The sequence below is a fragment of the Vibrio sp. ZF 223 genome (assembly GCF_003050585.1).
In the GTDB taxonomy this organism is placed as follows: Bacteria; Pseudomonadota; Gammaproteobacteria; order Enterobacterales; family Vibrionaceae; genus Vibrio; species Vibrio crassostreae.
This window is the reverse complement of record NZ_PIGB01000001.1, coordinates 779,361-800,568: the sequence shown is the minus strand read 5'-3', so window position 1 is coordinate 800,568 and position 21,208 is coordinate 779,361. Positions and strand designations below refer to the sequence as shown.

Genomic DNA, 21,208 nt, shown 5'->3' with positions numbered 1-21,208 from the left:
GCTCGTCTGGCCTTTTTTATATCTGTTATTTATCCAAGCCACTACCCACCGACCAGTCATAAAGACACGTTAAAATCAATATGATTACAAAAACTAACAAGTCATAAAGACACAAAATGAGCTCAAAAATCAAACAAAAACAGCCAAAACAATAACTTAGAAACATGGCACAACTAGTGCAATGAGAGCCTTAGATATTTCAATAAGGTACTATCATTATGACTATTCACGTTAAATCAAATGTTCACTGGGTCGGCGTCCACGATTGGGAAACCGAGCACTTCCACGGTAAGGAATACCACATGAACAAAGGTACGAGTTATAACTCGTACCTGATCCGTGAAGAGAAGACAGTGCTTGTCGATACTGTCGATCATCGCTTTACTGAGCAATTCCTTGCAAACCTAGAGATGGAAATCGATATCAATGAGATCGATTACATCATTTGCCAGCACGCTGAAGAAGACCACTCCGGAGCCCTTTCTGCACTATTAGCCAAAATTCCAAACACACCGGTTTACTGCACAGAAGCTGGTGTTAACTCGATTGTTGGCCATCACCATCAACCAGATTGGAACTTCAGAACCGTAAAAACCGGCGACACGCTCGATGTCGGTAACGGCAAGCAACTTATCTTTGTTGAGATGAAGATGTTGCACTGGCCAGACTCAATGGCGACCTACTTAACTGGCGATGAAATCCTGTTCAGTAATGATGCATTCGGCCAACACTACTGCGACGAAAACCTATTCAACGACCAGCTAGACCAAGTAGAGCTTCACGATCAATGTCTGCGTTATTTCTCTAACATCCTGACGCCATTTGCACCTCTAGTAAAAGCGAAGATAGAAGAAGTGTTGAGTTTAGGTGTGCCGATCGATGTGATTGCGACTTCTCACGGTTGTATTTGGCGCGACAATGCGACTCAAATCGTTGAGCAATATTACGAGTGGTCGAAAGCCTACAAAGAAGATCGTATCACGATTGTCTACGACACCATGTCCAACAACACTCGCATGATGGCTGACGCGATCGCCAAAGGTATCCGCAAAGGCAGCCCAGAAACAGCAATCAAGGTCTTCAACATCTCTAAGCACGACAAGAATGACATCCTTGCCAATATCTTCCGCTCGAAGGGTGTGCTTGTTGGTTCATCGACCATGAACAATGTGATGATGCCGCAGATCGCTGCGCTACTTGAAGAGATACACGGCCTACGTTTCGCAGAAAAAAGAGCCGCTGCATTCGGTTCTTCAGGTTGGACCGGTGGCGCAGTTAAACGTATCGATGCTCGCCTACGTGAAGCCAACTTCGAAGTCAGCGCACCACAACACATCCACTGGAAACCAGACACAGATGCACTTCGCCAATGTATTGATTACGGGATGACACTGGCCGAGGTTTGGCGCACCGATGCGAACGAGGTTAGTGAGCCTAAGAAAGTTGAACGCAGTGTTAAGCCGCTTGAAACCACACCTGTACCAACGAGTACTCCGGTCGCGCTCGCTGACACAGACAACCAGCAAACCGAGCAGGCTCAAGACAAGCCAAACCATAGCGCAGACTGCACTTGCTGGCGCTGTACTGTGTGTGAATGGGTGTACGATCCACAACTGGGTGAACCCTACCAAGGCGTTGAACCAGGAACACCATGGGCACAAGTGCCAGATGATTTCCTTTGCCCCGAATGTCATTTAGGCAAAGAAGTGTTTGTGGAGAAGTAACATGTCGAACATTGTGATTGTGGGTGGTGGTTTCGCCGCCCTCCAAACCATAAAGATGGTACGTAAAATTGACCAAGATGTCGCGATTACCATGATCACGGCAGATGCAGGGGTTGAGTACAGTAAGCCGAATATCTCACACGCATTCAGCCAGGCTCAAACACCACAGGCGTTAACCGTTAATAACGCTCAGCAATTGGCTGAGCAGTACAACGTGGTCATCAAAACCAGGGCTTTAGTTAGTGAAATCGATACCAAGCAGCAGTGTGTTCATGTTGATGGGCAAATCATCCACTATTCGAAGTTGGTATTAGCAACGGGAGCGACACCTTTCATACCACCAGCGGAAGGGCTTAAACGCAGAGCGACCATTACGTTAAATAGCTTGGAAGAGTTCGAAAAACACAAAGCGCAGGTTGATGATGCACAGCGAATCACTGTGATTGGAGGAGGCTTGATTGGGGTCGAGCTTGCATTCGATCTTCAAACTGCGGGCAAAAGTGTCACGATAATCGAACCCGCAAGTTATCTATTGAATAACTTAGTGCCGCCTTTCGTTTCACTTGAGTTGGAAAAGGAGCTGGCAAAAGCAGGGGTTACCGTCGAAACCGACTCTGCGATTTGTCGAGCGACTTATCTTCATGATGGAGTCAGGCTACAAACTACCGCCTCTCGATTAATACGAGCAGATATCGTGATTGCCGCAGCAGGGTTAAGGCCAAATAAGGCTTTAGCCACGCAAGCGGGAATTGAGGTCAACAGAGGTATTGTGGTCAATGACACCCTGAAAACCAGTGCCAACAATGTGTATGCGATTGGTGATTGTGCTGAAATTGAAGGTCGTGTGATGGCCTATTTGCAGCCAGCAATCTTGTCGGCAAACGTGTTGGCGAAGCAGCTGACTATGGATGAAGGAGAGGGCAAAGTAGGCGAAACAAAGCTCAGCTTGCCTCATATGATCACCAAGGTGAAAACACCGAGTTATCCTATTCAGCTTGCAGGGCGCGATATTCACACAGCTCAGAGCTGGGAAACTCGATTCGATCCTAAAGGTATTGTCGCCAAAGGCTTCAATGAAGATAATCAGTTGGTTGGATTCATTGTCACGGGAGAGCACATCAAAACCGCATTTCCCCTACTAAAGGAGTTGCAGACAATTTCACCATCATAAGCACAAAGCTGTAAAAGCAGTCGACGCATTATATAGGTCGACTGTATTCAACACAAAAATGCACATCAAATTCGGGAAAATTTGAGGCTTATACTAGAGCAACTCTAGTATAAGCAAGCAATAAAAAAGCCAGTCAACAGACTGGCTTTCTTGTATTCATCTTAGTGCGATGAGCTTAGCGCACTTAAACAAAGGCGAACTTTAACCGATAAACGAGATGTAACCTTGAAGGATAATCAGGTTAACGATATCGATAAAGAAGGCACCAACAATTGGCACAACCATGAAGGCTTGGGGTGACGGACCGAATCTATTCACCAAAGACCCCATGTTCATTACGGCTGTCGGTGTCGCACCTAGACCAAAACCACAGTGACCACCCGCCATAACCGCTGCGTCGTAGTTAGAACCCATTACTTTGAACGTCACAAAGTAAGAGAAGATACCTAACACCACCGCCTGAACCGCAAGGATAGCCAAGAACGGAATCGCAAGGTCAAAGATGTTCCAAAGCTTAAGGCTCATTAGCGCCATGGCTAGGAACAGGGACAATGACACCGTACCAAGAATATCGACCGTTTCGCTGTCAGTCTTATGCAGTTTAGTCACTTCAAACACGTTAGTGATGAACACACCGATAAACAACGCGTAAACAAAGTCTGGAATCATCAACCAAGAAATTTCAAAAGTCGCCACCCACTGCTCTAGGTACTTCGCACCTGTGATACAGATAAGAAGGATGAACAATACTTCAATCACCTTCTTGGCTGTCACTTTGTCTTCTTCATACTCGTTATACGTCACCAGCTCAGGGAAACGCTCGTGCGTTTGTGTACCTGTGCCGTACTCTGATTCAAGGTTGTTTTTGTCGATCAGCTTTTGTGCCACCGGGCTACCGATGATACCGCCAACGATCAAACCAAAGGTTGCCGAAGCCATCGCGATTTCTAGCGTGTTGGCAATGCCATAAGTATCAGCAAAGGTTTGCGACCAAGCTGCACCTGTACCGTGACCACCAGACAGCGTAATAGAACCTGCAATCAAGCCCATTAGCGGCTCAAGACCAAGCGCGGTAGCTAACGTCACACCCACACCATTTTGGATGATGATGTATACCGAAGCGACGCCCAAGAACAAGAATACCTTCGCACCGCCTTTCATTAACTGTGTGTAATTAGCAGCAAGACCTACAGTCGCAAAGAACATCAACATGAATGTGTTCTGTAAAGGTAGGGAGAATTCTAGATCAAGGCCGTTAAAATGCAGGCCTGTAATCGCAAAAGCAACAATTAAGCCGCCCACGATGGGCTCTGGGATATTGTACTTTTTGAGAATCGGTAGCTTTGCGTTTACAAAATGACCTAGAAACAAAACGCTGATCGCGATTAAGAAAGATTCTAGTGGCCCTATTGAAATTAATTGATTCATATAACCTCTATTGTTTTACGTTCTCATCTTCCTTAATGAGTCTAGTTTTATCTGTAAGTATTTGTGTTGCTCTGCCTATATTTGTGCAAATTGATGAGAAATTGTTGGATTAGAAACCGAACACATTAGCGTGTCAGCTAAGTGTCATGTTAGTAACACGTTAACTTTAGTAGGCGATGAGAGATTCTATGACCCAAATCAACACCTATCTGTTTATCTTATCGCCGATGCGATCGTCGATTTAACCCTTTCTGAATACCTAAAAAAGCAAAAAGGAGCTATCGCTAGCTCCTCTTTTATTACCATCGCTGGTAATTAGAATTTTTTCGGTGCGTAACCAGTCATAACCTCAATGCGAAGTTCTTTACCGATCTTCGTCATTGGGTGAACAATTACGAGTCCTTTAACAGACTTTTTAAGTTTACCCATATCCGCTTGCTCAGCTTTTGTAATCTCACGGCTAAATGGCATATCAACCAAAGACTTACGCTCTTGGTTCACATCGTAGCTTTCTTTGTGTTTAAGCTGGGCAATTTTCTTAGTTAGCTTCTTAATCTCTTCCTCGAATTGACGAACAACAGGACGATCATTACGAGTTTTAGCAGCATCTAACTTGTGGCGACACTTGTCTAGACGGTTGTTAATTTGTTGAAGTTCGTTTTTAACACTCATAATAATTTCCTAAGATTTAACAAGCCAATTCGGATTGGGGCGCGGAGTATAGCACAAGGGTTCACTTGAACCGAAATTTATCTGTTAATTACCAACAGAAACGAATCACATCGATACCGTTCATTCAGGCTACCTATTCTTTGTGGCGAGCCTCTGAGCGGATTATTCATTGATAGGATAGCGTCTACCTCAAAAATTGCAGTCCTCGATACATCAAAATTCCGTCTAAACTTATACTCTAACGCAGTAACTAACTCAGGGTACACAGCTTGGGGTATCCACCCCTGCAACGACTCTGATTCGCAACGTAATCACAAGGATAACCGATGACATTATTGAAAAGAACATTGACCTACAGCCTAGCCCTGATTTCAATGTTTGCCGCAACTTATGCATCTAGTGAACAAACACCCCAAAATAACCTAATCGTCGAGTACTCTGCGCCGAAAAATGCCGAAGAAGAGCAACTCAAACGCGAGATTCAAATCAGTGGCGTTAATGACACAGTGGTCGACCTATCAAACCAACTCTTCATGTTTGAGAAGCCATTAACCATTCAATATGGCGGAGAAGACGGGCCGCTCTACGACCCACAAACCCATCAAGTGCTGATCCCTTACCGCTTTTACGCTGAATCACTTAACTACTTTGAGAAGAACCAATACGAAAAAGAGTATGGGAAATCTGCGCAAACTGGCGCTATCGATACCTTACTGCACACTCTGCTGCACGAAGCAGGGCATGCTTATATTGAAGACCAAAAGATTGCCATCTTGGGCAAAGAGGAAGATGCGGTCGACAACCTAGCGACCATCCTATTACTTAACTATGTGGAACATGGCGCCGATGCCGCGATCAGCGCAGCAGACATGTTCGCTTTCGAATCAGAAGACCGCCCAGAATATTACGACTTAGGGGAATACATCGACGAGCACAGTTTCGACCTGCAGCGTTACTTCTCTACTTTATGCTTGGTGTATGGCAGCGACCCTGATGCCTATAAGAACTTGCTCGATGAAGTGGAAAATGACTATTTGAAAGATCGGAAAGAGTTCTGTGTGGAGCATTTTGATGTGATCAATGAAAATTGGCATCAGTATTTAAAAGAGAGTGACGATACTTAAAGGTGTGTCAAGAACGAGATAAAACGGCTTTGGCATCAAACTCCAAAGCCGCCACTCGATAGGTTGGCTTAAGTCTTATGTGTTAAGAGTTAAGAGTTTAAGCCCTAGACCTTCACTTTATATTTAAGATCTTGAGCTTCATCGCCTGTCATACCTCGAAATCCCCAGCAGTGCGATGGCTGTTCTTTGATGGTGATTTCAATATCAATCGGAGAGATAGCCAACTGCTTTTCTATTTCAGAAAATATCTTCTTGATTAGGCGTTTCTTGGTGTTCACCGCTCGACCTTCCATCATATTGATTTCAATGACGGTATAGGCTTCTGTTCTTCCTTCCGGGTAAAAGAAGTCATCCCGTTCCAATGGCACAAACCGATGTGCGCGCTTGTCATCAGGTAAACCCATTTCACTGTTTAAACACTGCTGCAACACGTTTGATAGTTGCAACTTAATTGGATTTAAGCACTCTTTGATACCATAAATAACAATCATGACCATTCCTTTGATGCGATGTTAGGTATAGAGGAACGTTAGATAGAAGCATCGTCTAGCGACCACCCATTCGCTTACTATTTGTACATATACTACCTAATGACACGTGTGAGAAAAGGTAAAAACAATGAATTTATGAACAGGTGCAACAAAATACTTATCCCTTTGCGAACATAAGTCGAAGCGAATTGATCGAACACCGCTATCCCGGCGTATATCTTCTGAAATCACATTTGAATTAAGGAGTACTATGTGCCGAATTCACCTAGTAAGGCCACACGGACAGACGCCGAACCAGAAACACCCGCAGAGTCTTCGCTAGAAGTCGCTGTGTTTCCGCTCCCCATCTTCCTGTTACCAAGAGGTCGTCAAAGGCTACGCATTTTCGAGCCCAAATACCTTGCGATGGTCGCACACGCAGCGCAGGGCGATGGCTTTATCATTGCTACTCAAGACAACGTAAACGCTGATCGCCTTAGCTCTTGGGGAACAAAAGTATCCATCGTAGACTTTAATATGGCTGATGATCAGATATTGGAAATCGATGTGGAAGGCCAGCAGCTAGTGCAGCTTCACTCCTCTCACAGAGACACTGCTGGCTTGATCAAAAGCAAATTCAGACCACTGCCCCATTGGCCGGTTCTCGATTACGACGTGCCTAACGTGTTTACAGCGTTTTTGGTTCAGCTGTTTCGCGACCACGATTCGATAAGAACCCTTTACCCCACTCCTGATTTCGAAAGCCCGCAATGGATTTGCGCGCGACTACTCGAAATGATGCCTATCCCTTTGGAAAAGAAAACAGAGTTCACCGAGCCCGCTAGCTTTCCTTCTTTAGTTCCTTTTTTGAATCAAATCATTACGGGGCAATAAGCACTTTTCTTCACTATAATTTTGTATAGTGGAAAATAATTTAAATTAAAGTGATCCCGGCCTTCAACTTTCACGTAGTGCCACTCAAATTCGCATGATGGTTATTTACTATGCAAGTCGAAAGTAGAAGTTCAGGGAAAGGCAAGGAGCATGTCATTATCCCAGACAAAAAAACAACGACCGAATCCAAGGTTCCAACAGAGCTTTCAAGCTGGTTGATCTTAGTTGGTACAGTCCGAGACAAGCAGGCATTTACCTGTTTGTTCAAGTTCTTTGCTCCCAAGATAAAGCGTTTCGGAATCAGCAAGTTAGGCAATGAAGCTGCTGCAAACGAGCTAGTTCAAGACACCATGACCAACGTTTGGAAGAAAGCCCATCTTTATAACGAAGACAAAGGCGCTGCGACGACTTGGGTCTACACCGTCATGCGAAATGCTGCGTTTGATATGTTGCGTAAAGTGAAAGCCAAAGCGGAACAGACAATCGCAGACGACATTTGGCCTATTGACGCGATGGTTGCGGAATCTCAAAGTGATGAATTACCGTTTGGCGATCATTTGATGAGCCGACACGTAATGACACAAATAGAGAAGTTGCCTCTGGCTCAGAAAACCATTGTGAAAGGTGTCTACTTTCAAGAGCTCTCTCAAGAACAGCTTGCTCAACAACTTGGCGTCCCACTTGGAACCGTGAAATCACGTCTAAGACTCGCTTTAGCCAAACTTAAGGTTCACATGGGGGAACAAAGCCATGATTAAACATCACCCAAATGCTGAAATTTTGAAAGATTTTGTCGATGGCACGCTTGCAGACTCTGTTTCATTGATTGTTTCTAGTCACGTAGAACTTTGTGAACATTGCCAACAGCAGGTTAATCAACTTACCGCTGAGGCGGCGAACAATGCCTTTGATAAAGAACCTGCGTTCTCGAACGAAGAGTCAGGCGGCTTTTCAATGGACGACATGGATTTCGACTTTGATGCAATTGAGCAGATTACTGCTGATTTATCTCAGTCAGTGGAAGTTGAGCCAAAGGTAGAGCAAGTTACCGTTGCAGATACCACATTCACTATTCCTCGCGCTCTGAACTCGGTGGCGAGAAAAGATTGGATGAACCTAGGCAAAATTTCACGCGCAAGACTCGATTTCGATGACGAAGCACATCACACAAGTTTGCTGCATATCGATAAAAACGGACAAGTGCCTTGCCACACTCACAAAGGTTTCGAAATTACACTTCTTTTAGAGGGTAGCTTTGAAGACGAGATGGGGGTCTACACCAAGGGCGACTTCATCTGGCTAGATGGCAATCACACTCATCAACCTGCGACCAAAGAAGGTTGTGTGTGCTTGACCGTTTCCAGTGATGCCTTGTACTTCACGAAAGGGGTGAGCCAGTTGTTCAACCCACTTGGTAAATACATTTATTAGCTTAAAAACATTTACCGACTTCATCACAAGACTTAAGAAGTTGGCTAGAGAAAAAGAAATAAACCGATCTAAAATAACACACAATAAGCAACAGTACGCACAAAATAAGAATAACAAAGAGCAATGAACGTGAGGGTTTGACCAATGGATAAGAAAATAAAAATAGGCATTAGTGCATGTGTCGCCGGTCATAAAGTTCGGTTCGATACTGGCCATAAACGTTCTCGCTTCTGCACGGACGACTTAGCAGATTACGTTGAGTTGGAACCAGTTTGTCCAGAGATGGGCGTTGGTCTGCCAACGCCTCGCCCAACTATTCGCCAGACTCGGATGTTAGACGATATCATTCACGTCTCCCGTCCAGACGGTTCTGGTGATGTGACCAATGAGTTAATCGAGTTCGGTCAAAACTACTCGAAGAACAATCAGCACATTGCTGGATTCATTGTTTGCCAAAAGAGCCCAACTTGCGGTATGGAGCGAGTGAAAGTGTACCACCACCATGGTCGTGGTTCTGAGTCGACTGGTATTGGCATGTTTACTAAGCAGATCATGGACGCTAACCCGTTACTTCCTGTTGAAGAAAACGGGCGACTTAACGACCCTATTTTGCGCGAGAACTTCATGACTCGTGTCTTCACCTATCAAAAGTGGCTCGACCTTGTGGATGAGGGTGTAACAAAACACAAGCTTATCCAGTTCCACAGTGCGCACAAGTATCTAGTGATGTGTCACCACGTAGAGAGTTACAAAAGTTTGGGCAATCTGCTAGCGAGCAATAAACTCGACATTAATGAGCTTGCAGACCAATATATTAAAGGCCTGATGACGGCGTTATCACATCATGCCAACCGTGGTACTCACGCCAATACTCTGCAACACCTGCAAGGCTATTTCAAGAAGCAGCTGAGCAGTGCTCACAAGCAAGAACTCTCAAGCCAAATTACATCATTCAGAGAGGGCGTAATTCCGTTACTAGTGCCGTTGACACTGATCAACCACTACCTAATGGAGTACCCAAACGAGTACTTGGAGTCACAGGTTTACCTAAACCCTCACCCACAAGAACTTAAACTGAGATACGGATATTGAGCAACATTCTATGGATACGACGAGACCTGCGGATTCACGATAACCCAGCGCTCGTCGCGGCAGTTGAAAACGGCGTGTCTATCGCCGTTTTTATTTCAACACCACAGCAATGGCAGCAACACCACCTTGCCCCCATCAAAGCCGATTTCATTTATCGTCACCTAAAACAGCTCGAATCCCAACTCGCTGAGTTTGGGATTTCATTGCTGCATCTCAAAGCCAGCGATTTTGATGACCAAGCCCGACAGCTCATCGAATTATACGAACAACTTGATGCTAAGTGCGTATACGCAAATTCAGAACCTGAGGTAGATGAACAAACCCGTGACCAGCAACTGATATCAAATGGGGTAAACCTTCAGGTCAGCTCTTGTGACGTTATGCTGCCATTAGGTAGCGTTCTTAACAAACAAGGCGAGATGTTCAAAGTCTTTACGCCATTTAAGAACGCTTGGTTAAAAGAAGTTCAGGTGAAAGGTATCATCTGTAGCCCGGCTCCTATCGTGCCCGCTAAGCTTCAACAAACACAGCTTCAACAAACACAGCTTCAACAAACTCAGCGTCCACAATCACAACTTCCTGACGACTTAAAAGCTTCAAGAATCTCCGCTGACTATGATTTTGACTTTCCGCGTGTTGATTCAAGCCGCTGGCCATTAAGCCAAGATGTATTGGGCAATGTGATCCCGAATTTCTTAACCAATAAAGTCAACGACTACACGCGCCTGAGAGATATTCCCTCGGTAAAAGGCACGTCTGGTCTATCACCTTATTTGGCGATTGGCGCTGTGAGCCCACGTTGGCTAGCGATTCAGCTGATTCAGCAACAACCCGATTTGTTGTTTGATACTCAGCTGCCGGCCTTTTCTTGGCTTAATGAATTGATTTGGCGTGATTTTTATAAGCATTTGATGTTCCACCATCCTAAACTGGTTAAAGGAGCGAACTTTCAGCAAAAATACAATGGATTAGACTGGTATCAAGATCACCCTAGCTTCAAAGCATGGTGCGAAGGAAAAACCGGATATCCATTGGTTGATGCAGCCATGCGTCAACTGGTTGAAACGGGCTGGATGCACAACAGGCTAAGAATGGTGGTGGCAAGCTTCCTAACCAAGCACCTGCTTATTGACTGGCGCTGGGGTGAGCGTTTCTTTATGTCGCACCTTATCGACGGTGACTTTAGCGCCAACAACGGTGGCTGGCAGTGGGCTTCAAGTACTGGCTGCGATGCTCAACCTTACTTTCGAATTTTCAATCCAATCACCCAGAGTGAAAAGTTTGATCCAAAAGGAATTTTTATTCGTAAGTACATACCAGAGCTGCAAAACATCCCTGATAAGCATGTACATTTTCCACATGACTTTATCGCTAAAAACGGGATAGACAGCGAATACTGGCAACCCATCGTTGAGCACAAACAAGCACGATTGAGAGCCTTAGCCTTCTTCAAATAATTAGAGTGAATATTATGGATAACTCTCTATGGCTTGATAACTTTCTCAACATGTATCGAGAACTCGGAACAGACAATTTCGACGTGCTGAAGACGGTTTATCACCCTGATATTGAATTCCAAGATCCGCTGCACCATGTCAGCGGTATTTCTGCGCTTACTCACTACTTCGAGAACCTCTACACCCAAGTGACGAGCTGTTACTTCCACATTGAACACACTTTCGAAGTGAACGATGAAGCTTCGGTTTACTGGACGATGCAATTTGCTCACAAGCAACTAAATGGGCAAAAGCCGATCGAAGTACAAGGACACAGCCACCTCAAGATGTTCGACGGTCAGGTGATTTACCACAGAGACTACCTCGACGTCGGTTCTATGTTGTATGAACACATTCCAGTACTGGGCTGCGCGATTAAATCCATCAAAAAGAGAGCGAGCCGATAATGCGTATTATGATTACAGGCGCGACCTCAGGTATCGGCCAATCCCTCGCTAAAGATTACGCTCAGCAAGGGCATCAGGTGATTGCTTGTGGCCGCAACCCAGACAAACTGCAGGCCTTAGTTGATTCTCACGATACAGACATCGCACATTCATCCATTTCACCGCTCTGTTTCGATCTGACCGATTACCACAACTTCCCAGAACTCGACCAAGACAAGCCGCTCGATCTGCTGATTCTAAATGCGGGTGATTGTGAATACATCGACGACCCTGTGAATTTTGATGCCGAGCTTTTCGAGCGCGTCATCAACATCAACCTAATTTCAATTGGCTACGCTCTTAAAGCTTGGTTAAAAAACATCAAGCCCGGTGGCCGTTTGGTTTTGGTAAGCTCCAGCGCCAGCTTTTTACCTTTACCTAGAGCAGAAGCTTATGGCGCTTCAAAGGCAGCCCTCACCTACTTAGGCAGAACACTGTCGGTTGATCTGGCAACGCACAACATTCATGTATCAATTGTGCACCCTGGCTTTGTTGAAACGCCATTAACCGAGCGAAATACGTTCGCTATGCCTATGATTATTAGTAGTGAGGCCGCAACTCAAAGAATCGTAAATGGTATTGCTCAAGGAAAGAGTGAAATCGATTTCCCAAGACGATTCATCATGTTGATGAAGCTACTAAGAATACTTCCAACTCCAGTTTGGCAAAAACTCGCTTCAAGGATGGTATAACAATGAAGAAAATCGCCATTATCGGGTCAGGTATCTCTGGACTCACTTGCGCACACATATTAGATAAGCACCACGACGTAACGGTATTCGAAAAGAATGATTATGTTGGGGGCCACACCGCGACCGTTGATATTGAACATCAAGGCTCGGCGTTTTCGATAGATACAGGTTTCATCGTATTCAACGATCGAACCTACCCAAATTTCAATCAGCTCCTGGAACAACTCGGTGTCGAAAGGCAACCTACAGAGATGAGCTTCAGCGTCCACAACACCACTACTAAGTTTGAGTACAACGGCCATAGCATTAATTCGTTATTCGCACAAAGGAGTAACATCTTCAAACCTCAGTTCTGGTCTTTAGTGTCTGACATTCTCAAGTTCAACAAACTGTGTAAGGCTCAGTTTGAAAGTAATGAATTCACACCAGACGTTACCCTTGGCAGTTTCCTACGCGATAATCAATTTTCAGATTTTTTCAGTCAGCACTACATTCTGCCGATGGGCGCGGCTATTTGGTCGACAAGCTTAGAGGAAATGGAAGAGTTTGAGCTGAAATTCTTTATTCAGTTTTTCTACAACCACGGATTGCTCGATATCGCGAACCGCCCTCAGTGGTATGTGATTCCAAAAGGTTCACGCTCTTACGTTGAAATTATCCTTTCACGCTTGAGTAAGCCTGTTGCACTGAATACATCGATTAAACAAGTCACTCGCCAAGAACCGGGCGTCACTGTTGAATTTGAAGATGGCAGCACGCAAAACTTCGACGAAGTAATCTTTGCCTGTCACTCAGACCAAGCCTTACGTCTGCTTGGTGATGCGACAGAACAAGAGCAACAGGTACTGGGCGAGATCCCTTACAGCCGCAATGAAGTGGTTCTGCACACCGATACACGCTTATTACCAGACAGAAAGCTGGCTTGGGCAAGTTGGAACTACATGTTAGATGGCGACAGTAAACGACCAGCCTGTGTGACTTACAACATGAACATCCTGCAAGGCATCGAAAGCCAAGACACCTTCTGTGTCACCTTGAATCAAAGCGAAAGCATCAACCCAGAGAAAATCATTCGCAGCTTTGTTTATCATCACCCGGTACTTAATTCGAACACGGTCGAAGCTCAGCACAAACGAGAGCAGATTTGTGGCAAAAACCAGACTCACTTTGCTGGTGCTTATTGGTATAACGGGTTCCATGAAGACGGTGTCCACAGTGCACTCGATGTGACCAAACGCTTCGGTTTGGATTTGAGTACGAGTTCAGCGCAATGAGCAGCCAAACCTTGACACCCGAGATGGGGATCGCATCCGAAAAAAGTGAAGAACTTAGCGGTATCTATTGGGGTAACGTCAGACATCGTCGCTTTGGCAACATCACACATGAGTTCAGCTATCAGCTGTATATGATGGGGCTCGATCTTGACGAACTGCCCCAAACCACATCGCGCAGTGCGCTGTTCGGCACTCGATGGTATAACCCGATTCGCTTTGTAGAATCGGATTATCTCGCTGAAAAAAAAGAAAATGTCACTACGTATGAACCAAAATCACTTAAGCAACGTATAGCTTCCAAAGTGCAACAACTTGGTGGGGTTTGGTCTGATTCAAACCGTGTGACGATGCTGGCTCAGTGCCGTTGTTTAGGCATCTATTTCAGCCCAATCAACTGTTTCTTCTGCTATGACGAAACTGGAGATTGTAAATACATGTTGGCAGAAGTGAGTAACACGCCTTGGCGAGAAAGACACTACTATCTGATCGACATGCACCAAGAGTTGAAGGTAAAAAAAGAGTTTCACGTTTCGCCGTTCATGGATTTGAACATGACTTATTTTTGGAAGATTAAGCCACCAGCGAAACGCACGTTAGTTCACATCGAAAGCCGCCGAGACAACAAGCTTTTCGATGCGACACTGGCCCTGACCAAACAGTCAGTAACCAAGACAAACATTAGACGAACGGTATTCAAGATTCCGGCTATGACCATAAAAGTCGTGATGGGAATTTATTATCAGGCTCTCAAATTATTCCTGAAAAAAGTACCGTTTGTGGCGCATCCAGACTCAACATCTTAAGCGCTTAAAACAGAAATCAATTCTAGCTTAGGTTCGCTCCAATCAAGGAGCAAAACTCAGCTTAGTTGGCACAAAATATTAGAATGAGTTATCAGCGAGGTTTACATGGAACAGCTTGCCAAACAAAACAACAATATTGAACAACAAGCTAAAGCCGTTGCTGTTTCAAGCAACTGTAAATATCGAGCTTTAATTTTCAAGGTTTTAGAAAGCCTACAATTCGCGACGCTTGAGATCATTGAGCGCGACCAGCATTCAGTATTTGGTGATCGAGAAGCCGAACTGAAAGGTCGAATCGTGATTCATGATGCGACCTTTTTTAGAGATGTCGTTATCAACGGCAGCATTGGGGCATCTGAAGCCTATATCGATGGCAAATGGACCAGTCCAAATCTGACGCGTGTGATTCAAATCATGGCTCGTAACCAAGCCCAATTGGATGAACTTGATGACAAGACACAGTGGATTTCTCGCATCAAAAACCTCTTGCTGCGTCGTAAGAATGCCAACACCGAACAAGGCTCCAAGCGCAACATTCTCGCCCACTACGATATTGGCAACGAGCTGTATGAGCGCTTCTTAGATAGCTCGATGCAGTACTCTGCCGCTATCTACAGCGAAGATGCACAAACCCTATCCAAAGCTCAACAGAACAAAATGAAAACCATTTGTGAGCGATTAGAGTTGTCTGAGAAGGATAGCGTGGTTGAGATAGGCACTGGCTGGGGTGGCTTAGCCATCTTCATGGCGCAACACTACGGTTGTCATGTCACTACCACCACAATCTCAGATGCCCAACACGCACTTGCAGAACAGAGAGTCAAAGCACTTGGTTTAACCGACAAAATCACCCTGCTTAAAGAGGATTATCGCAACCTTACAGGAGAGTATGACAAGTTGGTCTCTATCGAGATGATAGAAGCGGTCGGCCATGAATATCTACAAACCTTCTTTGAAAAATGTTCGTCGCTACTTAAGCCCTCAGGCAAGATGCTGATTCAAGCAATTACGATTGCTGACAGCCGTTACGATAAATACCGTAAGGGCGTTGACTTTATTCAGAAGTACATATTCCCCGGCGGCTGTTTACCTTCGGTTTCAGTGATGACCCAACACCTTGCGACTAGTACAGATCTTGTGGTTCAAGAAATTGACGACATTGGTCTGCACTATGCTCGAACGCTTAACGACTGGAACATCGCCTTTGAAAATAGTTGGGAAGAACTAGAGTCTCTCGGCTATTCAGAAGAGTTTAAGCGCTTATGGATCTTCTACTTCTGTTACTGTGAAGGTGCATTCAAAGAGCGAGTGATCAGTACTCACCATTTAGTCGCAAGAAAACCTCGTTACTTTGGAGCAAAAGATGAAACGGTTTTGGATTATTAATCTCGTACTGTTTCAAGCGACCTGGGTTTGCAGTGCCTTCTTTACCGCGCAAGCCCCGTTCGTCACACCACTGATTGTAGTGGTTCATTTCCTCCTATCACCGACTCGCAGTAGCGATCTTAAGATACTCATCTTATTACCATTAGGGCTATTACTTGATAGCCTCTTCTTTCACTTCGGCGTGTTTGCCGTCGACTCTGCAATTGCTAATCAATCGTGGTTTCCAGTGTGGCTTGTTTGCCTATGGATCATGTTCTTAATCAGTTTTAACCACAGCCTAAATTGGCTTTTAAAATGCTCAAAAGTGATCTTGTTTGTCATAGGGTTCGTAGCAGGTACTAGTAGTTATTGGGGAGGCATCAAAGCAGGCGCCCTCCTGACTACTTGGCCAGATGCATCGGTAGTTGCTGCCCTTGCAATAAGTTGGGGGATTTTGTTGCCCTTACTGGTGGCCGCCTACTCCAACTTAGTACAACCTAAAATGGCAATATCGAGGTGACTTATGGCTTATCCACGCAAACCGACACAAACGTTCAAACCTGAGAGCGATATTGTTCGCGCTCATCAGCAAGAAAAAAACACACTTCTAAGCTTTATCACTCTCTCGTTAATTTTTGCTGCGCTGTTATTTTCCGGAAACACTAAAGCCTCTGCGGTCGATGACTTAAATAAACGTGGCCAAGGCGAAATGAGTTACCTATTTTGGACACTCTACTCTGCTGAATTTTATGCCACACCAACCAACTCAGAACGCGCACTGAAACTCGAGTATTACCGCGCTATCGACAGCAAAGACTTAGTCGATGCAACCGAAGATCAATGGAACAAGCTTGGTTACTCAAATAACAGTATTCAGCGTTGGTTGAAGCCGTTATACGCGATGTGGCCGAACGTAGAAGCAGGAAGCACTCTCACCATACGTGTCGCTGAAGATAATGTCAGCCGCTTCTACTTTGATGAGCAACCTATCGGAGTAATCCAAGACAAACAATTTGGCGAAGCATTTCTGGCGATTTGGTTATCTGAGAACACATCCGAACCCGGCCTACGTAAACAACTTTTAGGTTTAAACAAATGAATCCAAAAACAACAATAATAAAATTCGCTCTGGCACTTTTTTCACTCACTTGGCTGGCAGGTTGTGGTTCTGCAAGTTTAGAGGACCATGTCGACACTACGCCAGAGCTAAAGCTTGAAACCTTTTTTAATGGCAAGCTAATGGCCTACGGCATGGTGCTCGACCGCTCTGGTAACCTACTGCGACGCTTCGATGCCAAACTGGTCGCGACTTGGGACGGTGACAACGGAGAGATAAAAGAGTGGTTCTCTTTTGCTGATGGCGAGCGATCAACCCGCGTTTGGAACCTGATGAAAACTGGCGAAAACACCTACTCTGGGACTGCCAACGATGTCGTTGGAACCGCTTATGGGGAGACTCAAGGTTCTGCTCTATATTGGAAATACGACTTAGAGATTGAAGTAGACGGCAGCACCTATGAAGTGGTGCTAGATGACTGGATGTTCTTGATGGACGACAAACGCTTGTTCAACAAAACTGAGATGTCCAAGTTCGGCTTTAAAGTCGGAGAGGTCATCTTATACATAGAGAAGATTTGATATAATTGTCATTTCGGATTCTGGCCTTCGCCACTTCTGCACGCAGCCCACAATGAAAATTGTGGGCTGTTTTGTTTGTTCCCGCGAATTGCATACCTGCAAGCTCAAGCCTCTGTGCTAAGATGCGCCACCAGCACGCAAATGGGCTAGACTCACACTAAGCAGTCCCCATTTGTTTCGCTAAGCGTAGATTCCCTACCATGAATAATTGAAAAGGCTTTAAAGCATGAGCAAGTTGACCTCAGCGGAGCGTAAAGCTCGCGACAATGAACGTTTCTCACAACGCGTAAACGACCGCAGAGAAAAAGGTGAAGACGTAGTTGCTTACGCACTGACCAACAAAAAAGCTGTAAAATTCCTGACTAAGTCCGAGAAAAAACGTTTCAACGAAACGAGAGCGACTCTTCAAGAAGAGAAGCGAGTAAAAGAACAAGAAGAGCTTAACCGAATCGAAGACGCGTTCACGATCAAACAGTTCGACGACGAATAATCACGTTTGATTACTCAAAAGCGCTGGCTCTGCGTAGTAAAACCAAGCAAGCGTGATCTTAAATTATTATGTCAGGGTGAGCACAAAAATGTGCGACAATGCCCAGCGTAAATTCATATTCAAGGTTTATTATGAAACTTCTAGTTCGTAACCTATCGCGCTCTACTTCTGAGCAAGACATCCGTGTGCTATTTTCTGAGTTCGGTTCAGTAAAAGAGTGCAGCCTAGTTTTAGACCAAGAAACTGGCGACTCAAAAGGCTTTGCTTTTGTTGAAATGCCAGAGCACGAAGAAGCGAAAGCGGCACTAAACAAGCTGAACATGACTAAGCTTGGCAAAAACACGATTCGTGTAAAAGTGGCTAACTCTTAATCGAGTCACGCTTTATAAGCCGCATAGCTTAGCAGCACAGATGATAAAGCCCGTAACGATATTACGTTTTCCAGCGCAATATCGTTACGGGCTTTTTGCTGCTTGCAATTCTCTTTTCACACTATTCGAATACGCCTAGAGTCCTTCGTGTTCATCAATGGCACGTCTTGCTTCTGCCATTGAACATCCAGACTCCATCACCAGCTGAGCGACCGTCATCGAGGGTGTTGCCGCTAGCAGCGAAGCCAAACACACCACAGGTTTAGGCAATACTTTGTCTATCGCAATGACGATCCAACCATCTTTTTCGTGGGTTAACATCGTTTTAAATTCAACGAGTTGATCTTCTTGAGCGACCAGCAACCAATTACGTGAACGGCGAACTCGTTTCAACTGACATCCACATTCAGCTGCATTAGCCATGACTTGGCCTTTATCACTCACACGATGAACAAAACTATTTAAAGGGACGCTAAACATAACCTATATAAGAAACTCGACACTTGGGCTCAGTATTATACCAACCGCAGCAAATAATTGTTCACCCTAGCTTATACAACAAAGCGTAACGAAAGATTACCCTATGATTTCTGGCACGATCTCAGTTCTTATCACAATTTCTGTCTTGACCGAGTTCGCGATAAAACAGTTTTTGTGCGCAAAATGATGCAGTTTGTCGAGTTGTTTGGCGGTTGGCACCTTAGTGCCTGAGAACACAATGTCAGGTCGCAGAGTCACCTTAGTTACCGATGAGCGGCCTGATTCATCTTCCTCAAGTACACCTATCGCATCATCAACGTAAGACTCAATTACGTACTTTTGTTTAGCAGCAATGCCCAAAAAAGTCAGCATATGGCAGCTAGAAAGTGCTGCAATAAACGCTTCTTCTGGATCAACATTCTCTTCAACAGAGAGTGGCAATGGCACAACATGAGGCGATGACGACGCAGGTACAATAACGCCACCATCAAACTCCCATGTATGGCCCCGGCTATATTGATTGTCGCTAAAGGCTTCATCTTCTGATTTTTGCCAGCGAATGATCGCTCCATATTCAGACATAATCCTTTCCCTTTTTAATGCTCAATAAATTAACGATCAGCAGGATGATTGACACCATCATTGGTCACCACATCTCCAATATCAAAAGGGTTCACCCCTTCTAAACAACCAATATTGAACCCATATTCATTTGGGCTAGAGCGACGTTGATGATGGGTATAGATACCGCAGTTTGAGCAGAAGTAATGCTTCGCGGTGTTGGTATTGAATTGATAAAGCTTGAGATGCTCTGCACCTTTGAGGATCTTGATGCCATCAAGCGCAACAGAGCCAACAATCGCGCCTCTACGACGACAGATAGAACAATCACATCGACGCGGCTTTTCTATTCCGTTGGGTAGGCTGAGTTCTAGTTCAACTGCACCACAGTGGCAGGTGGCTTTGTGAAAAGGTTGGATAACCGTGTTACCGACGACTTTCATTTCTCTCTCCAATCACGTCCTTATGTTGCAGATATCATAACCAGATCGATGATCTCTGTCCGTAAGCGGGCGCTGAGTTCGAGAGATCCGTCATACGTAGGTAAGCGTCTACTCTTTGTCTGATCTCTCGACCAAACCACTAAAGTTCTCAAGAAGATAATCTAAGAAGAGTCGGATACGTTTCGGCTGATATTTCTTGCTGATGTACACCACATTCAAGTCTGCGCTTGATACAGAGGTCGAGGTGTTAAAGTTCTTCATGTAGCCATTAAGCAGGGTAACAAGGCGTTGGTTATTGATGTCATCTTGCACATCGAGTACCGACTTCAACGCAATCCCTTCTCCTTGCAATGCCCAGTATCGAATCACTTCACCATCGTCTGAAAATCGCTTCGGTACAACCGTCACAGCCTTCTTCATATCATGATCTTGAAAGTGCCATGTTTTAAGTTCTTCATTGCTGCGCAGCATAGCCAAACAGTCATGTTCAACCAAATCTTGTGGCTTGATCGGCGTGCCGTGTTTGGCGAGATATTCTGGGGACGCACATAGCACTCGTCGGCTTGGTGATAAGCGTCTAGAGATCAAACTACTATCAACCAATTCACCGTAGCGGATCACGATGTCCATGCCTGATTCGGCGATATTCGATAGGTTATCGTTCAAATACAGGTAGGGAATAACGTCTGGATACTGCTGACAAAATTCCGACAAAATAGGAAGGATGTACTGCTTTCCGATGTCTTTAGGTGCCGCAATCTTTAGTGGGCCTTTAACTTCTTTGACGCCATTTTGAATCAGGTTTTCAGCCTCGCTGACATTATCCAATATCTCCAGACACGCCTTGTGATACAGCTCCCCAGAGTCAGTTAAAGACACATGTCTTGTGCTTCGGTTCAGCAGTTTCACACCATATCGCTCTTCCAACGCCTGAAGCCTTGCTGTCATGGTCGCAGGAGAAAGCCCTAACTCTCGCCCCGCCGCAGCTAACCCGCGATGCTTAACAATGCTCACGAACATCGCCATATCTGAAAACTTGTCCATTCACCTCTCCTGCTATTCAGTTAATCCGAATAATGATTTCATATTTTAACCAATTATCAAATTTAGTCGAATAAATATAATGACAACCATCAGCAGAAC

25 protein-coding genes are annotated in these 21,208 nt (G+C 44.9%); 18 read left to right on the top strand and 7 right to left on the bottom strand.

The features are described from left to right. Positions 1-218 precede the first annotated feature (218 nt). Together norV and norW are read left to right on the top strand one after the other, a co-directional pair. Positions 219-1,724 carry an anaerobic nitric oxide reductase flavorubredoxin gene (gene norV, locus CWO13_RS03390; RefSeq protein WP_108082535.1) on the top strand — a complete coding sequence of 502 codons (1,506 nt, stop codon included), beginning with the start codon at positions 219-221 and terminating at the stop codon, positions 1,722-1,724. 1 nt (position 1,725) lies between these two features. Next, positions 1,726-2,895 carry an NADH:flavorubredoxin reductase NorW gene (gene norW / locus CWO13_RS03385; protein WP_108082534.1) on the top strand — a complete coding sequence of 390 codons (1,170 nt, stop codon included), beginning with the start codon at positions 1,726-1,728 and terminating at the stop codon, positions 2,893-2,895. Positions 2,896-3,096: 201 nt separating this feature from the next. Here the strand turns inward: norW and gltS are convergent, their stop codons facing one another. Together gltS and CWO13_RS03375 are read right to left on the bottom strand one after the other, a co-directional pair. After that, the gene (gene gltS / locus CWO13_RS03380; RefSeq protein WP_108082533.1) at positions 3,097-4,323 is read right to left on the bottom strand and encodes a sodium/glutamate symporter; all 1,227 of its coding nucleotides are present in this window, start codon (positions 4,321-4,323) and stop codon (positions 3,097-3,099) included. Positions 4,324-4,638: 315 nt separating this feature from the next. Continuing rightward, positions 4,639-4,995: a YibL family ribosome-associated protein gene (locus tag CWO13_RS03375; RefSeq protein WP_017060971.1), complete on the bottom strand. Its 357-nt coding sequence runs from the start codon at positions 4,993-4,995 to the stop codon at positions 4,639-4,641. 326 nt (positions 4,996-5,321) lie between these two features. Here CWO13_RS03375 and CWO13_RS03370 point away from each other — a divergent pair, with 326 nt between their 5' ends. Continuing rightward, positions 5,322-6,119 (top strand): DUF4344 domain-containing metallopeptidase, encoded by a 798-nt coding sequence (locus CWO13_RS03370; RefSeq protein WP_108082532.1) that lies wholly within the window; start codon positions 5,322-5,324, stop codon positions 6,117-6,119. A gap of 104 nt (positions 6,120-6,223) precedes the next feature. Here CWO13_RS03370 and CWO13_RS03365 read toward each other — a convergent pair whose 3' ends face one another. After that, on the bottom strand, positions 6,224-6,610 hold the full coding sequence (locus CWO13_RS03365; protein WP_017070218.1) for a tautomerase family protein: 387 nt from the start codon (positions 6,608-6,610) through the stop codon (positions 6,224-6,226). Positions 6,611-6,862: 252 nt separating this feature from the next. Between CWO13_RS03365 and CWO13_RS03360 the strand changes: the two genes are divergently transcribed. The 15 genes from CWO13_RS03360 to CWO13_RS03290 all read left to right on the top strand — a co-directional run bounded on the left by CWO13_RS03360 (position 6,863) and on the right by CWO13_RS03290 (position 18,581). Beyond that, positions 6,863-7,483, top strand: coding sequence for an LON peptidase substrate-binding domain-containing protein (locus tag CWO13_RS03360; RefSeq protein ID WP_108082531.1), 621 nt, complete (start codon positions 6,863-6,865; stop codon positions 7,481-7,483). Between the two features lie 110 nt (positions 7,484-7,593). Further along, positions 7,594-8,241, top strand: a complete 648-nt coding sequence (locus tag CWO13_RS03355; protein ID WP_108082530.1) for a sigma-70 family RNA polymerase sigma factor — start codon at positions 7,594-7,596, stop codon at positions 8,239-8,241. Next, positions 8,234-8,914: a ChrR family anti-sigma-E factor gene (locus CWO13_RS03350; protein WP_108082529.1), complete on the top strand. Its 681-nt coding sequence runs from the start codon at positions 8,234-8,236 to the stop codon at positions 8,912-8,914. The genes CWO13_RS03355 and CWO13_RS03350 overlap by 8 nt, the downstream gene beginning before the upstream one ends. A gap of 144 nt (positions 8,915-9,058) precedes the next feature. Further along, positions 9,059-10,006, top strand: a complete 948-nt coding sequence (locus tag CWO13_RS03345) for a YbgA family protein (protein ID WP_048663947.1) — start codon at positions 9,059-9,061, stop codon at positions 10,004-10,006. Continuing rightward, complete coding sequence (gene phrB, locus CWO13_RS03340; protein WP_108082528.1) at positions 10,003-11,463, top strand: deoxyribodipyrimidine photo-lyase; 1,461 nt, start codon at positions 10,003-10,005, stop codon at positions 11,461-11,463. Before CWO13_RS03345 ends, phrB begins: the two co-directional genes overlap by 4 nt. Positions 11,464-11,477: 14 nt before the next feature. After that, entirely contained in the window at positions 11,478-11,909 is a 432-nt protein-coding gene (locus CWO13_RS03335) for a nuclear transport factor 2 family protein (RefSeq protein WP_048660595.1), read from the top strand. Next, complete coding sequence (locus CWO13_RS03330) at positions 11,909-12,640, top strand: SDR family NAD(P)-dependent oxidoreductase (protein ID WP_107898598.1); 732 nt, start codon at positions 11,909-11,911, stop codon at positions 12,638-12,640. Before CWO13_RS03335 ends, CWO13_RS03330 begins: the two co-directional genes overlap by 1 nt. Before the next feature lie 2 nt (positions 12,641-12,642). Beyond that, positions 12,643-13,914 (top strand): NAD(P)/FAD-dependent oxidoreductase, encoded by a 1,272-nt coding sequence (locus tag CWO13_RS03325; RefSeq protein ID WP_102480348.1) that lies wholly within the window; start codon positions 12,643-12,645, stop codon positions 13,912-13,914. After that, positions 13,911-14,717: a DUF1365 domain-containing protein gene (locus CWO13_RS03320; RefSeq protein ID WP_102432128.1), complete on the top strand. Its 807-nt coding sequence runs from the start codon at positions 13,911-13,913 to the stop codon at positions 14,715-14,717. Before CWO13_RS03325 ends, CWO13_RS03320 begins: the two co-directional genes overlap by 4 nt. 105 nt (positions 14,718-14,822) lie before the next feature. Continuing rightward, positions 14,823-16,103, top strand: coding sequence for an SAM-dependent methyltransferase (locus CWO13_RS03315; RefSeq protein ID WP_061015859.1), 1,281 nt, complete (start codon positions 14,823-14,825; stop codon positions 16,101-16,103). Further along, positions 16,081-16,602: a DUF2878 domain-containing protein gene (locus CWO13_RS03310; protein ID WP_048663953.1), complete on the top strand. Its 522-nt coding sequence runs from the start codon at positions 16,081-16,083 to the stop codon at positions 16,600-16,602. The genes CWO13_RS03315 and CWO13_RS03310 overlap by 23 nt, the downstream gene beginning before the upstream one ends. A 3-nt stretch (positions 16,603-16,605) precedes the next feature. After that, positions 16,606-17,181, top strand: coding sequence for a chalcone isomerase family protein (locus CWO13_RS03305; RefSeq protein ID WP_108082527.1), 576 nt, complete (start codon positions 16,606-16,608; stop codon positions 17,179-17,181). Continuing rightward, entirely contained in the window at positions 17,178-17,720 is a 543-nt protein-coding gene (locus CWO13_RS03300) for a DUF3833 domain-containing protein (RefSeq protein ID WP_102432130.1), read from the top strand. The genes CWO13_RS03305 and CWO13_RS03300 overlap by 4 nt, the downstream gene beginning before the upstream one ends. Positions 17,721-17,946: 226 nt before the next feature. Then, positions 17,947-18,210, top strand: a complete 264-nt coding sequence (locus CWO13_RS03295) for a hypothetical protein (RefSeq protein ID WP_017061275.1) — start codon at positions 17,947-17,949, stop codon at positions 18,208-18,210. Between the two features lie 131 nt (positions 18,211-18,341). Next, positions 18,342-18,581 (top strand): RNA recognition motif domain-containing protein, encoded by a 240-nt coding sequence (locus tag CWO13_RS03290; RefSeq protein WP_017057644.1) that lies wholly within the window; start codon positions 18,342-18,344, stop codon positions 18,579-18,581. A 135-nt stretch (positions 18,582-18,716) separates the two neighbouring features. Here the strand turns inward: CWO13_RS03290 and CWO13_RS03285 are convergent, their stop codons facing one another. The 4 genes from CWO13_RS03285 to CWO13_RS03270 form a co-directional block, all read right to left on the bottom strand. Next, on the bottom strand, positions 18,717-19,061 hold the full coding sequence (locus CWO13_RS03285) for a ribosome recycling factor family protein (protein ID WP_061015868.1): 345 nt from the start codon (positions 19,059-19,061) through the stop codon (positions 18,717-18,719). Between the two features lie 96 nt (positions 19,062-19,157). Next, positions 19,158-19,643, bottom strand: coding sequence for an OsmC family protein (locus tag CWO13_RS03280; protein WP_061015870.1), 486 nt, complete (start codon positions 19,641-19,643; stop codon positions 19,158-19,160). A 29-nt stretch (positions 19,644-19,672) separates the two neighbouring features. Further along, on the bottom strand, positions 19,673-20,065 hold the full coding sequence (locus CWO13_RS03275; protein ID WP_017070209.1) for a GFA family protein: 393 nt from the start codon (positions 20,063-20,065) through the stop codon (positions 19,673-19,675). 108 nt (positions 20,066-20,173) lie between these two features. After that, on the bottom strand, positions 20,174-21,109 hold the full coding sequence (locus CWO13_RS03270; RefSeq protein WP_102432131.1) for a LysR family transcriptional regulator: 936 nt from the start codon (positions 21,107-21,109) through the stop codon (positions 20,174-20,176). Positions 21,110-21,208 lie beyond the last annotated feature (99 nt).